At 40.7% G+C, this 15,719-nt stretch carries 6 protein-coding genes; all 6 read right to left on the reverse strand.

Annotated elements, in window-relative coordinates; genetic code table 11:
• Nucleotides 1-344 precede the first annotated feature (344 nt).
• Nucleotides 345-7,181, reverse strand: a complete 6,837-nt coding sequence (locus GKR48_RS07050; protein ID WP_154627563.1) for a TcdA/TcdB pore-forming domain-containing protein — start codon at nucleotides 7,179-7,181, stop codon at nucleotides 345-347.
• Between the two features lie 224 nt (nucleotides 7,182-7,405).
• Entirely contained in the window at nucleotides 7,406-8,707 is a 1,302-nt protein-coding gene (gene eno / locus GKR48_RS07055) for a phosphopyruvate hydratase (protein WP_006659306.1), read from the reverse strand.
• A 64-nt stretch (nucleotides 8,708-8,771) separates the two neighbouring features.
• Nucleotides 8,772-10,409, reverse strand: coding sequence for a glutamine hydrolyzing CTP synthase (pyrG, locus tag GKR48_RS07060; RefSeq protein ID WP_154602423.1), 1,638 nt, complete (start codon nucleotides 10,407-10,409; stop codon nucleotides 8,772-8,774).
• A 365-nt stretch (nucleotides 10,410-10,774) separates the two neighbouring features.
• Nucleotides 10,775-11,569: a nucleoside triphosphate pyrophosphohydrolase gene (gene mazG, locus GKR48_RS07065; protein ID WP_154627564.1), complete on the reverse strand. Its 795-nt coding sequence runs from the start codon at nucleotides 11,567-11,569 to the stop codon at nucleotides 10,775-10,777.
• A 392-nt stretch (nucleotides 11,570-11,961) separates the two neighbouring features.
• Nucleotides 11,962-14,193, reverse strand: coding sequence for a GTP diphosphokinase (gene relA, locus GKR48_RS07070; RefSeq protein ID WP_154627565.1), 2,232 nt, complete (start codon nucleotides 14,191-14,193; stop codon nucleotides 11,962-11,964).
• 16 nt (nucleotides 14,194-14,209) lie between these two features.
• Nucleotides 14,210-15,541 (reverse strand): 23S rRNA (uracil(1939)-C(5))-methyltransferase RlmD, encoded by a 1,332-nt coding sequence (gene rlmD / locus GKR48_RS07075; protein WP_154627566.1) that lies wholly within the window; start codon nucleotides 15,539-15,541, stop codon nucleotides 14,210-14,212.
• Nucleotides 15,542-15,719: the final 178 nt, after the last annotated feature.

Genomic DNA, 15,719 nt, shown 5'->3' on the forward strand with positions numbered 1-15,719 from the left:
TTAAGTTTTCGAGTAATTTTTGTTAATCGTTTTTTAAGAGGAGTAAAATATAGAGTTAATTGAATGGGATGAAAATGTAGATAGCCCAAAATTGCGATCTGCACCCCGTAATTTACTCACTTTATGGTGAAAATCGTAAAAATCTCACTGCTAATTCACAAAAATGGCAATTAATTACTTAAGACAATGCATAGGTAAGAATGACTAACTGCGACGTTCCTCTATAAACTCCCCTCACCAGAAATATATAACAATTTGATAGTTCAGATAAATAATCCCATTTCTATTTTGTGAGCTGTAAGCCAGCTGACTATGTAATTCAGGCTGGCTTACATTTTTATGAGTTATCCTTGGGATGAATGGCCTAACAAACCATTATGCAATGTCATGTTCGGTAACCACTGGGTATCCATTCTAGGCATTCCTAATGAATCTTTTTGTGCAAAACCTGCAGCCTGTTCCGACAACAACGAAAAATGAACATCACTTTCAATACGCTGATAATCCTTAAGCTCAATATGCGTTTCTGCCAGATCAATCGTTAAATCCAGTGAGTGACGCTGAATAAATTGTTCTAATGACACATCTTTTGTTTGGTTGATGAAACGTAACTGCAAATGTTGATGAGCCTGTTTTTGATCACCAAAAACTTGCCTCAACACTAAAGTGGTATTTTGGCTCATATCGGTGATAATTAAATCATCATCGTGCTGGCTCATCACCAATTCATCACTCTCCGAGACAGGTAAAATTAGCGTATCTAACTGAGAATCAAGCGCATGATTATCGATAATAATAGAGTGGTAATACGCCCATGCTTCTTTCGAAATCCTGTAAGTATCCTGCCCATCTCCAGCACTCAGCACGATGTTTTCCACATTCTGAATGATTGCGGGCGATAATCTATCATTTTGCTTGCCACCACGAATAATCAATGAAGAACTGATATGAGTGCTTTGTGATTGGTTTTCATTCGCTAAAATATCGACATACAGAATTTCACCGCTTTTTGCAAACATCAATAATCCATTACCAACATTTTTCACACTCGAGAACTGCAAACTCGGGTAAACATCAACAACGTTTGGTAATGCTGATTCATCAAGAAGCTCTCGCCCTTGTCCAAATGCGGAAGATAATTGATTCTCCATCGCAAATGGCTGGCGATACAATTTTTGAGTGGTCGGATCGAAAATCAACGCCCCTGAATTATCCGCATCTAAACCTAAAAGCTGGATATTATTTTCTAATGATAATTCATGAGCAATAATCACTTTTCCATTTATAGACCAAGCAGGAATTACTTTCTGGGTGCTTCCTTTATTTAGCCCTATCAATGTTATTGTGTTACAGCAATAGTGATCTCCCAATTCTTTCCACCAATTTGCACGATCTTTGAACCAATTTTCAGTTAATGCGGATGGATGGTATTTTCCTTTATCATCAATTTGACAAACAACACCATCAATATTAGATATAAATAAATTACCTTGCCAAAAGACAGCATTTTGTAAGCCATGCGGGGTATTTAAAAGCCATGCCGTTGGTTTCGTGACATTTAAAATATCCTGCCCTGGACCTTCTTGACGATACAGTTCTTTATTTTTATGGCTGTAAAAATAAAAAATTTCCGTTCCTTTGTCATCAAATAAGCTTCCCATTAATGCCAAATCAGGTGGAATAGCCCAATGGCTCTGATGTAACCGGATATTGGTCGGCGTTTCTCCATAACCAAGAGAGGAGGACAAATTGGGCTTAATGAGTAGGCTGTCACTCACTCTTAACCAATAACGATGCAAAACTTGATTACTATCTACACCTGAAATAGCCACTACTTGTCCTAAATCGGCTTCAATCTGTACAGCTTGTTTATCGTTAGTTTTGTAAGTACTACTTAACATATAATTTCGTAGGAACGTCTGAGGTGATATCCCTGAAAACTGGGTAGGAGTTTGAGCTAAGCGCTCTAATAATGTTGAATCTGCATCGAAGCTAATTAATTTAATAATATTTTTCTCGATTTGAAAATTAACGACCTCATTGGTATCAGTATATCTGCATGAAAAAAAAATATGCCCATCACCTTTCCACAATTGTAATATTTCAAATGGACGATTATTTTGATTTTCTAATTGATATTCAGAACTGATAGCGCCAGTCGCAATATCTACTGCCCATATTTGCTTTTGTGTTGGCAAATAAAAATACGCAATGTCACCTACCACTGAACTTAAAATAGCGTACTGTTTATTAGTATCAAGAGTATCGATAAAAATATAGCGCTGATTGCTTACATCATAGAATGCACGCCCCACATCCTTACCGTTGTACTGGTGATTAGCGATAACAATAAATTGCCCATGTGCTTTATGCTGCTCTGCATAATGATTCAAATGTTGTTCTAGATCTTTTTCATCGCCTTGCCATAATTTTTCATCTTCGCTTAAAATCGTTGACTGAGACGATGACAAATCAATTTTCTGCACTTCTTTATATTTATTAACGACGATGATTTGGCCTTGTACACTGTCAACATCAACATCGATTTTAATATCACCAACAATTAATTGATTATTCTGTATTTTGATCGCGCTATTTTCCAGTTGGCTGGCATCTATAATCCATTTCGAATTTTGATTATTCTGCACATCATCCGTTAATTTGATACGAATCCCATGATTTAAGCTAAGTTTATACGTTCCGCCATTGCCTTTTATTTTATATTCAATTTTCCCATGCCATTCCCTCGCTAATTGAGGAACAATTAATGTACGATTTTTTTCATCTAAAATCACATCAATTGGGGTATCCACATATTCATGGAAAATCTGTGTAATCGTATTTTCGCTAGGGAATATATAGAAATCATAATCAAAATTATCCTTCTGCTCTAATCGACGAATGACATCAAAACCACTATCGTGGCGCGATGTACATCCCGGCCATAAGTTGTAATTATATTTAATATAGGACTTAGGAATAACAGGTAACATAACGGAATAGGCATGACTAAAATCTAATTCATGCGTCGCGGACTGATAGCCAATACCCTGACGGATATTTATAGCTTGCTCTCGGTCTTTAACCATCGTTGGGAAGTTCCCTGCCCAAAATATATAGTTATGGCGTCCACCACCCGAAGAGCTTGAACTTGTTCGATAAATATATTGGCTATCAAATTGAATCTGGTTAGTTCTTAAGTTAAGCGAATTAAATACAGCGCCAAATTTAGGAATCAGTAACTTTTTATCTACCATAAAATCGTAGCCATTACCGTTATAAGCGCTATCCAACTTAGAAAAATAGAGACCGACGGCTTTTGCATCTTCGCCGATAATCGCAAAATTGCGTGCTAAACCAATAAATCCGATCCCAATCCCTGCCACAAGAACACTTGCACCACCTAATGCGGTTGCCGCCCCCGCATACCCGGCAGCACCTACCCCTATTCCACCTGAGACTGCGGCCAAACTTGCAGAATCAAAAGCGAGTTGAGTACCAAATATAATGCGTTCAGGATCACTTTCCGCATTTGATAATTCATAAATATCAAACCCCACTAGCGCCCCACTAAAAATGACCGCCAACCCCTCATTCGCTGTTTTTGCCATTGATGAAAAGAAACTGTTCATCTCCGTTACGGTGATTTCACGTCCTGTTTTTAAACCGATTTTAATAATTTTATTGATTTTCGCCATATCATTGGCGGCGCCATATGCCATCATAGAATAATTCACATAGGTATGAATTTTTAGCGCTAACAATAAATTCGGTGAGTTTTCTCTCTCTGAAGCTTCATTACGGCTTTTATTTTCTATCCACTGAATAATCGATTGGACAGCAATGCCCACATTCAAGCCATCAACTGAGTTAGCATCAGCCTCATTAAGTTGTGCTTTTATTTTATCTTCTTCAAAACGATAATATTTACTGAATAACCTCATTTGCTCGAGAGAATATTGGTGAAACTCCATAAATGTTTTGTCCATAGTCTCAACCCAGTGGGTAAGATCCGGATTTTCAATATGGATAAATTTAATTCGATATAGGTTATCTGATGTTTGCTCCACACTTGAAAACAGTGGAACCCATTTTTCATTAAGCTGTTTTTCTGCTGAGAGTTTTAGTGTGGCATCATTAATTTTCTCCCCCCACTGCTGAGCATCTAATATCGTTAATGAAGCTTTCAATCTCGTATCTTCAATAATTTCTTTTTGTTTAAAAATCAATGCTTCGACTTTTTTCCCCCTATCCCTTAAATCAGATAATTCCTCTTCGCCACTTAAATCATTAACCGTTAGATAGTTACCAATAGGTACTTTTGCCATTTCATCTGTATTAATAAAGACCACTTCAAATGCAGGTTTATTCTCAACTTCATAGGCTGAATAGTAATCGGCCATTTTCTTTTCCTTAAAAAATTTGTTTAAAGATGAAAATAGTCGCTTACTGTTTTTAAATGAGAAAAGACCAAAATTAGGATCATAAAAATAATAAGTACTTTGCTCTCCACTTACCGTTTTACCCACTAACATTGAGTGGCTTTTACTATTGATAGCGAACATCATGGTTTCAGACTTTAATTCCAACAGAGTTTGGATCTTTTTCAGCTCCATAATCCCATGAGAAAAGGAGGCTTCTACCGCTTCCACATTGGAATGTAATCTTTTCAGAGAATCTTGCAATAAAAGTGCATCACGGCCCTCAGGATTGGCTGCGGCAATATATAGCTTACCTATGAGTTTATCCGCACCTAGGTGTCCTTCTCGCGCTAATCCCACAGACATACCTCTTACCAATGGATAGCAGCGCCCACCTGATTCACTTCTCACTAATGATAAATAAAAATCTTGAGGAATTAATCGATTCGTTTTACTACCAGATTCAGCGAAGAATTCACTAATTTTTCCAGTTTGAGTCAGTACGTTGGTAATATATTCTGCGTACATGGTTTCTTGAATGACACGATACAGTGCACCTCGTTCTCTCGCTGTATACTCGTTTGTTACATACATTTTTTTCAATAATTGTGAAGGTATTTTATCATTCACATCCTGTATGTTAATTTCTTTATATTGCTTAATTCCCTTACTAAACTCAGTTTTAAACCGCATATTTCGTGTTAATTTGTGCAGATAAATTAAATTTTCATACCGTTCATTAATTGTTAAATGATAAGCATAAGGTGAGTTTATTCCCATATTAGGATCAAATTCTTTAATTTTAACCACTGCGTTCATACCTTGGTTTTCTTTAATACATTGCCATAACCAACTGTATTCCACTTCACGCAAATGATAAAAAAGCTCGCCATATTGTTTATTCTGCATTGAGACAATAGTTTTATTCATTTCAATGGCATTTTCTATTTTCTTTTTTTCTGCTATATCCGTTACACCAATTAAACTTTCCTCTAGTAACCGGCGATTTTTTTTTAACTCTTGAATTTTAGTATCTAATTTTTGTTTGACTTGGCTACCAATATCCAGCCACGTTTTTAATGATGAATGTTTTTCAAAGGGCTCAGTCAGTGGTTCTGAAGTGAGTACTTCTTCATTTGGAATATCACCAATTTTCACATTGGCTTTTTTGGCCAGCATTTTTAATTCACTATGAAGTCTCTCCCTAACATTTTCAAAGCGCAGCTTTCTATCGGAAAGATTATAGTCCCCCGCCTTTTGGACTCTAACCATATTTTTTTCTGCACTGAGGGCGATTCGATTGCGTTGGGGTTGAACAATCAATTTCCACTCATCACCATTAAAATGCATAAATGCGCTAGCTTTACTAATATTTTGCTCGACTATCGTGTAGTCCCGCGCATCAACAGCCATCACAACATTATCATAAAGTAATGAAGCATCAGCACGGTTATCACGATAAACACGGTAGTTTTCGTGGTCTAATTCAATCACCACAACCGACTCGCCACGCAATAACCCTGTGAATAAAAACGCTTTCTCCGGATGATTCTTAGGAATATCCACATATTCGACGCGTTTGCTTTCTTTATTTCGCACCTTTGAATCTAAAAGATAGCAATCTATTATGTAACGCTGATTTTGTTCATCACTGGCGTCCACATATTCAACTTGATAACCTTTACCAAAATTTTTACTGAATAATATTTTACCTTCCGTGGGTATTTGCAAAATAGAGTTAAGTATTTTGGTATTAATATTGTAGTCACGGGCAAATTCAACTGGGTTTTGCTTAAATTTTTCAATATCTATACTAGGCTGATTATCTGAATTCGTGCCGCCGCCAGTAATCGAAATGTCAAAATACGTTTCCTTAACAGACTGAGACAACAAAGCGGGCTGTTCCACATCGTAGCCTTGTATCCTTAATTCTTTTGAAAGGCTTTGTTCTAACGGTTTATCTGAAATCAGTGATGAAACAATCCCTTTAGATATCATTTCAGATCTTGATTCACCATGACTACTGGATTGCCCTTCAAGGGTTTCTGAATAAGAAAAGCCTTTATCAACACGATACATTCCCATCGGAACGTGCTCAATCATCGCATCTTCGGGTAATAATGCTTTTAGTTGCTGGCTAATCTCGGTGGCACTTTGTAGGTTCGCTTCAGAAAAATAAATCACCGCTTGATCAGTTATTCGTCCTAATTTTTTAGGGCCCATGATCTTCGCTTGCATCACTTTCTTATGGGGATCATTCTCATAAAGCTGCATTAATGCCTTGGCTAAGTCTGAGAAATATTCTTTCTTCACATTAACTGTTAATCGAGACATTAACATTGAGCGGCTATTATATCGCTCACGATAATTCTTCGGTAATACTCGATATGCAGAACCATCTAACAATTCATCATCATTTAACAATGAAAAATTATTATCATTTTGCCCCTGAACTTTAACTTCAATATGCGTATTTTCTGAGAAATGTTTTTTAAAATCGGCTAAGAATTGTTTCTGCTCAATGATATTTAAGCCTTCGATACCCGAAGGAATAGTGCGGCTATAATTAATATAGGTAACATCAGTAATTTTCTCTTCTAATGCCGCTTTTAGATTTGACAGGGATTCATTCCATGCACCATTTTGCTGATAACCTAACTTTATTGTAGCAACGCACTTCATTAAATCTGCATTTTTTTTTACATATGCATATACTTGTTTTGCTGCGGTAAATAGCGAGTCATGGCTATCCTTCCCCATAATAATTTCCTTATTTAATATTCATGTTAATTATCCAAGCAATCACTATTTGATTGTGGCTCTATTAGTAGCATAAAAATTAAAAAGGACGAGATGGAGTTATTCCGCATTATCTATAAGGCTTAAATACTTTCAAAACTATTTATCTAGCACATTTATTTCAGGCAAAAAAAAATGGGTCGATTTCTCGACCCATTCTAGGCGTTAATTTCAGCGAATATAAATTACGCTTGGCCTTTAACTTCTTTCAGACCGTTGAATGGTGCGCTGTTACCCAGAGCTTCTTCAATACGGATCAGTTGGTTGTATTTAGCAACACGGTCAGAACGGCTCATAGAACCAGTCTTAATTTGACCTGCTGCAGTACCAACCGCTAAATCAGCGATAGTTGCATCTTCAGTTTCACCTGAACGGTGAGAGATAACGGCAGTGTAGCCAGCATCTTTCGCCATTTTAATCGCAGCTAATGTTTCAGTCAGAGAACCGATTTGGTTGAATTTGATCAGGATTGAGTTAGCGATGCCTTTCTCGATACCTTCTTTTAAGATCTTAGTGTTAGTTACGAATAAATCGTCACCAACTAATTGGATTTTGTCACCAAGAACTTTAGTTTGGTATGCGAAACCATCCCAGTCAGATTCGTTTAAACCATCTTCGATAGAAACGATTGGGTATTGTTTAGTCAGTTCTTCTAAGTAGTGAGTGAACTCTTGTGAAGTGAAGGTTTTACCTTCGCCTTTCAGCTCGTAGTTACCCGTTTCTTTGTTGTAGAACTCAGAAGCTGCACAGTCCATCGCCAGAGTCACATCTTTACCCAGAACGTAGCCCGCTTGCTCAACCGCTTCTTTGATAGCAGCAAGTGCAGCAGCGTTAGATTCTAAGTTAGGTGCATAACCACCTTCATCACCAACAGCCGTGTTCATACCTTTAGATTTCAGTACTTTTGCTAAGTGATGGAAAATTTCAGAACCCATACGTACCGCTTCTTTCAGTGTCGGTGCGCCAACTGGTTGGATCATGAATTCTTGGATATCAACGTTGTTATCTGCGTGCTCACCACCATTGATGATGTTCATCATTGGCAGAGGCATAGAGTATTGACCGTGAGTACCATTCAGATCAGAAATATGCTCATACAGAGGCATACCTTTTGCCGCAGCAGCTGCTTTTGCGTTTGCTAAAGAAACTGCCAGAATTGCGTTTGCACCGAATTTAGATTTGTTTTCAGTACCATCTAAGTCAATCATGATTTTATCGATATTTGCTTGATCTTTAGCATCTTTACCGATAACTGCTTGAGCGATTGGACCGTTAACAGCGGCAACAGCTTTCAGAACACCTTTACCCAGAAAACGTGATTTATCACCATCACGCAGTTCCAGTGCTTCACGAGAACCTGTAGATGCGCCTGATGGAGCCGCAGCTAAACCAACAAAACCACCTTCTAAATGTACTTCAGCTTCAACAGTTGGGTTACCACGAGAATCAATGATTTCACGACCGATCACTTTAACAATTTTGGACATTAGGTTTTCCTCAGTACAAGTTAAATTTCGGGAAGTTGGCGAAAATTGCCGACTTCCCCGTATCTTATTTCAACTCACCTTTCTGGTACTTACCAGCGGCTTTAACAAAACCTGCAAACAACGGATGACCATCTCTTGGGGTCGAAGTGAATTCAGGGTGGAACTGGCAAGCCACAAACCATGGGTGGTTTGGATTTTCAATGATTTCAACCAGTTTATTATCCACAGAACGACCTGCAATGTTCAGACCCGCATCTTCGATACGTTTCAACAGCAGATTGTTCACTTCGTAACGGTGGCGGTGACGCTCAACAATCGTTTCTGCGCCGTACATACCGCGCACTAAGCTGCCATCGGTTAAATGACATTGCTGACCACCAACACGCATTGTACCGCCAAGGTCGCTCTCTTCAGAACGCACTTCAACGTTGCCATCTTCGTCACGCCATTCAGTAATCAGCGCAACAACTGGGAATTTGCAATCTGCATCAAATTCAGTGGAGTTCGCGTCTTTCATATTCGCAACATTACGTGCGAACTCAATCAGCGCCACTTGCATTCCCAAACAAATACCTAAATAAGGGATTTTATTCTCACGCGCATATTGTGCCGTCAGAATTTTTCCTTCAATACCACGAGAACCGAACCCGCCTGGTACTAAAATCGCATCCAGACCTTTGAGCAGCTCAACCCCACGGGTTTCAATATCTTGAGAATCAATTAACTTAATATTGACCGTTAAACGATTTTTCAAACCTGCATGTTTCAGTGCTTCGATAACTGACTTATATGCATCTGGTAATTCAACATATTTACCCACCATACCAATGGTAACTTCACCTGCTGGATTGGCTTCTTCGTAAATAACTTGTTCCCACTCAGATAAATCAGCTTCTTTGCATTCAAGACGGAAGCGGTTACAGATGTATTCATCTAAACCTTGCGCTTTCAGCATGCCAGGGATTTTATAGATTGAATCTGCGTCTTTCAGAGAGATAACCGCTTTTTCTGGAACATTACAGAATAGGGCAATCTTCGCGCGCTCATTCGCAGGAATAACGCGATCTGAACGGCAGATCAGCACATCAGGCTGAATACCAATTGACAGTAACTCTTTCACAGAATGCTGTGTTGGTTTTGTTTTCACTTCGCCCGCAGCCGCTAAGTATGGCACTAACGTTAAGTGCATATACAGTGTGCGCTCACGGCCCACTTCCGCAGCCATTTGACGAATAGCTTCTAGGAATGGCAGAGACTCGATATCACCGACTGTACCGCCGATTTCGACTAATACAACATCATGACCTTCACCACCACGGATGATGCGATCTTTGATTTCATTAGTGATATGAGGAATAACTTGGATGGTCGCGCCTAAGTAGTCGCCACGACGCTCTTTGCGCAGGACTTCAGAATAAACACGTCCAGTCGTAAAGTTGTTGCGACGTGTCATTTTGGTACGAATAAAACGCTCATAATGACCTAAATCCAAGTCAGTTTCAGCGCCGTCTTCTGTAACGAAAACTTCCCCGTGTTGGGTTGGGCTCATTGTGCCTGGATCTACGTTAATGTAGGGATCCAGTTTCATAATGGTCACATTGAGTCCACGGGCTTCGAGTATAGCCGCCAAGGAGGCTGCGGCAATGCCTTTACCCAGAGAGGATACGACCCCGCCGGTCACAAAAATATAATTAGTTTTCATGCTGAACCTGAACGTTTAGGTTTAAAAGATGATGGATATAACAGGACGGGAAAACAGTATACCCGAACCTTAAATCTCCTACAAATGTTCTAAGCGCAATAAGGCTAGTTTTCATTAATACCTTAAATAAATCAGCAAGTTAAAAATAAAAATATTTATCGTTTGATAAATAGTCACTTTCTAGGGTGCTATTCAACTGTTTTGCAAGATTAACACATTTTTGTGTAAATGCTAAATCCTTTCAGCTTAATCTATCACTGAAAAAACATCATTTTGCCGATTGTTTGATTTTGAATAACTATTTCAATCCGTGACTATCATTATCCACGAGCATTCTTTGCAAAAATCTAGCTGTCTAGATTGGGTCATTCATCTAATTTGATAGACGCCCACAATGTTTCCATCTCATCAAGTGTAGCAGTTTCTGTCGATTTGCCAGTTTTTGCTAATCGTCTTTCGATTTCACGAAAACGGCGCTCAAACTTACTGCACGCTTTTTGTAAGGCAAGCTCAGGTTTGTGTCCTAAATGGCGAGATAGATTGACGGTCGCAAATAATAAATCGCCAATTTCTTCTTCAAGATGCTGTTCATCCACGACTGCTTGAGTGGCCTCTTCCATCACTTCCGCTAACTCTTCAGTGACTTTGCCAGCTACAGGACCCAGCGTATCCCAATCAAAGCCTACTGAGGCACAACGTTTTTGAATTTTATAGGCTTTCATTAAGGCAGGAAGTGCATTCGGGATATCATCCAACACTGAGTATTGGTCTTTCTCTGCACGCTCTTTGGCTTTGCGTTGTTCCCAACCTGCAATGGCTTCTTGGCTGCTGAGTTGGTTATTTTCGTCGAAAATATGAGGATGGCGACGTTCAAGTTTGTCGCTGACGGCTTGGCAAATATCATCAAAATCAAATAGATTTTGCTCTTGTGCCATTTGCGCGTAGAACACCACTTGAAAGAGGAGATCCCCCAACTCGCCTTTTAAGTCGGTAAAATCTTCTCGTTCAATCGCATCTAGAACTTCATAGGTTTCTTCAAGGGTATAAGGGGCAATGGTCTTAAACGTTTGCTGCGTATCCCACGGACAGCCATTTTGCGGGTCACGCAAACGCGCCATAATAGTGAGTAACCGTTCAATTTGTTTATTGCCCTGCTGCATATTTAACCCTTATCAAAAAATAATTACATGGTGATTTAATGAGGGTTATACCTTAACGAAATTAAATTGAATACGCTAAATCTTTCAAGCTTTTGTTATAGCAGCCGTCAAAAAGTATTTTCAAAATAGTTCGTGTTGTAGGTAGGCGGCAATTGAGCTAATCCCTAGGAGCATACATAAGTATGTGACTAGGGTTAGTGAATGCAGCCAACACCCCTACAGCACGAAATATGTAGAAAATTAGGAACATACATAAGTATGTGACTAGGGCGAGCGCGCGCAGCCAACAACGCTGCACGCCAAAATATGAAGAAAATTAGCAGCATACATAAGTATGTGACTAGGGTTAGTGAATGCAGCCAACACCCCTACAGCTCGAAATATGAAGAAAATCAGGAGGAATGGCGTTTCGCCTCGATAACATCCGGCAACTGATTCAGTTTCGAAAGCACCCTTCCCAGCACTTCGATATTATACAGCTCGATGGTCATATCGATGGTAGCGAGCTGCTGCTTCACATCGCTGCGGCTGCTTACCCCTAACACGTTGACTTTTTCGTTCGCCAAGATAGTCGTGATATCACGCAGTAATCCACTGCGGTCATTAGCTATCACTCTGACCACCAGCGAGTAACCGCTCGAGTAGTTTTCACCCCAAACGGCATCAATCACACGCTCTGGCGCGTGGCTTTGCAGCTCGGCAAGCTGTTCACAATCCGCACTGTGAATCGAAATTCCGCGACCTTTGGTAATAAAGCCGACGATTTCATCTCCCGGAATTGGCTGGCAGCAACGCGCAATATGGTGCATCAGGTTTCCAACCCCTTCGACCACCACGCGACCACTGCCGTGGGATGGCGCTCTTAGGACACCGGATTTATTCTCCAGTGATTTCATCGCCGCGCGATCTTCTTCCTCTGCCGTCGCTTTATTAAATTTGGCTTGTAGGAAGTTAACCAATTGGTTGATACGAATATCACCGCCGCCAATTCCAGCAAGGACTTCATCCAGTGAGTGTACGTTATAACGGGCAATCAACTGTTTCTCTGCGTCTCGTAAACTGATATCCAGATGGGATAATTCGCTGTCGAGAATTTGGCGTCCCGCCAGAATGTTTTTATCGCGGTCTTGTTTACGGAACCAGTTTTGAATTTTCGCCCGTCCGCGGCTGGTCGTCACGTAACCGAGGTTAGGATTAAGCCAGTCACGGCTCGGGTTGGGGTGTTTTTGGGTGATAATTTCAATCTGGTCACCCATCTGTAATTGGTAGCTAAATGGCACGATGCGCCCACCAATTTTCGCCCCAATACAGCGGTGTCCAACATCACTGTGAATATGATAAGCAAAATCGAGTGGTGTAGAACCTGTTGGTAAATCCACCACATCGCCTTTTGGCGTAAACACATACACACGGTCATCAAACACTTGGCTACGCACTTCATCCAGCATTTCGCCAGAATCTGCCATCTCTTCTTGCCATGAAATCAGTTTACGCAGCCATGCAATACGGTTTTCGTAGCTGCTGCCTTTACCAACACCACTTGCGCCTTCTTTGTATTTCCAGTGCGCAGCAACCCCCAACTCTGCATCTTCATGCATTTGGCGGGTACGGATTTGAATTTCTAAAGTTTTACCATTCGGCCCTAAAACCACCGTATGAATCGACTGATAGCCATTGGGTTTTGGGTTCGCCACATAGTCGTCGAACTCATCGGGTAAATGACGGAAATGGGTATGCACAATCCCCAGTGCCGCATAACAATCTTGCAGGCGCTCAACCACAATGCGCACCGCACGCACATCGTATAATTCACCAAATGCCAAGGATTTCTTCTGCATTTTGCGCCAAATACTGTAAATGTGTTTTGGTCGACCATACACTTCGGCTTGAATTTGCTCTTTGAGCATATATTTGCGCAGTGTGCTGACGAAATTGTCGATGTATTCTTCACGGTCAATACGGCGCTCATGCAGCAATTTCGCAATTTTTTTGTATTCATCGGGGTGCAGATAACGGAAACAAAAATCTTCTAATTCCCATTTTAATTGCCCGATCCCTAAGCGGTTTGCTAACGGCGCATAAATGTTGGAACACTCTTTTGCCGCTAAGACGCGTTCATCTTCGCTGGCATCTTTGACTTCCCGTAAATGGGCGATACGCTCGGCGAGTTTAATGACCACGCAGCGGAAGTCTTCCACCATTGACAGCAGCATACGGCGGATATTATCCACCTGTACGGAACTGGTTTCGTTAGATTGCGTGGCTTTAAGTTCGCGGATGGCGTCCATCTCAATCACACCTTTTACCAGCGCATGAATAGATTGACCGAAATCATCAATAACGGATTGTTCGTCGAGTTTTCCCTCTTCAACTAAAGGGAACAGTAACGCAGCTTGTAAGCTACCGATATCCATGCTGAGCGTGGATAAAATTTCGGTCATTTCAATGCCGCGCCACAGTAGCAGAGGCGCAATATCCTGCCCCGATAATTTATCGTGACAATACTGCCAGGTATGGATGAGTTTTTCTTCTGATTGTTTGTTATTCAAACCCAAATCATTAACCCACTTTTCGGGGGCAAATTCACCTGCTGGGGTTAAATGCGCACTTCTTACTGCAACCATATATTCTCCCTACCTGTTACACCTTTGGGCTACGAACAAATAGCGCCATAGATTCCAGATGACTAGTTTGCGGAAACATATCCAACATCCGCAATTGAGATAACTGATACCCGCCTTCAAGCAGAACTTTACTGTCTCTTGCTAACGTTGTTGGATTACAAGAAACATAGACAATTTTTTCTGGCATCAGTTTAATTAAATGTTCCATTACACCAGCGGCACCTGCTCGAGCAGGATCTAACAGCACTTTATTAAAACCTTCTTGCGCCCACGGCTGAGTGTGGATCTGTTCTTCCAAGTTCTCATTATAGAACGCCGCATTCTCAATTGAGTTGCGCTGGGCGTTATATCTCGCTTGAGTGACTAAATTTTCAACACCTTCAACACCAACCGCCATTTTTGCTAAACGGGCAATTGGCAGCGTAAAGTTACCCATCCCACAGAAAAGATCCAATACCCTATCTTCTGGGCTTAGATCTAACCATGCTAAGGCTTGCACCACCATGTGCTGATTAATTTCGCCATTCACTTGAATAAAATTGGCAGGGCTAAATTGCAAGGTTTCACCCGCCACCTGATATTCAGGTAACGCGGAGTCAATCTCAAGCGGCAATAATTGCCCTTCATTCCCCGCTAACCAAATACTAAGCTCATGAGATTTGGCAAATTCTAGCAAACATTTTCTATCAGATACGTCAACAGGGGCTAAATGGCGTAACAGGATAAGATTACCGTTATCCCCGTGAATTAGCTCTACATGCCCTAATTTACTAGCAATCGATAACTGATTTAAACAACTGGACAGTGGCGCTAGCAGCGCATCGAGTTCAGCGTGTAATACAGAACAACTTTTAATGTCCACCAGCGTATTGGTTTGCGTTTGGCGAAACCCCATCATTAAGTGATTGGATTTATTTTGATATTGCAGCCCCAAACGCGCGCGGCGGCGATAACCGTATTCTTCACCGCCAATCACCGAAATAGGAGGCAATACAGACCCAGTTTCGCGTCCCATTAAATGCTGTAAAGCCTGCGCTTTGCTTTCACGTTGAAGCCCAATCTCCACATGCTGCTGTTGACATCCGCCACATTGATTAAAATAACGGCAGCGGGGTTTCACACGTTGCGGGCTAGTGCTGAGGCGTTTAATGACTTTGGCTTTCGCGAAATGGCGCTTATCTTCAGTCAATTCGACTTGCGCCTCTTCCCCTGGTAATAAACCAGTGATAAATATGGCTTTGCCATCATGGCGAGCTACGCCTTGCCCTGCGGCATCTAGACTGTCGACATGAACCGTGATTTGACGGCGTTGGGTGGTGCGGCGATTTGGCGAGTAAAATTGGGCCATAAGTAGTCACTAAACGGGGTTAAATAATTTCTATTTCAAGCCACAGGTTGGTAAACCCATATTTACTTTATAACGGCTTACTTTATCACTGCGGCTGCCTGATAATTGGGTAGACAAATTAGCGGGCTATCATAGCATTTTTTTTACCAAAATTAGTGACCACTTAGTTTTTTTGTCA

Source organism: Providencia sp. wls1943 (assembly GCF_009706275.1).
GTDB lineage: Bacteria > Pseudomonadota > Gammaproteobacteria > Enterobacterales > Enterobacteriaceae > Providencia > Providencia zhijiangensis.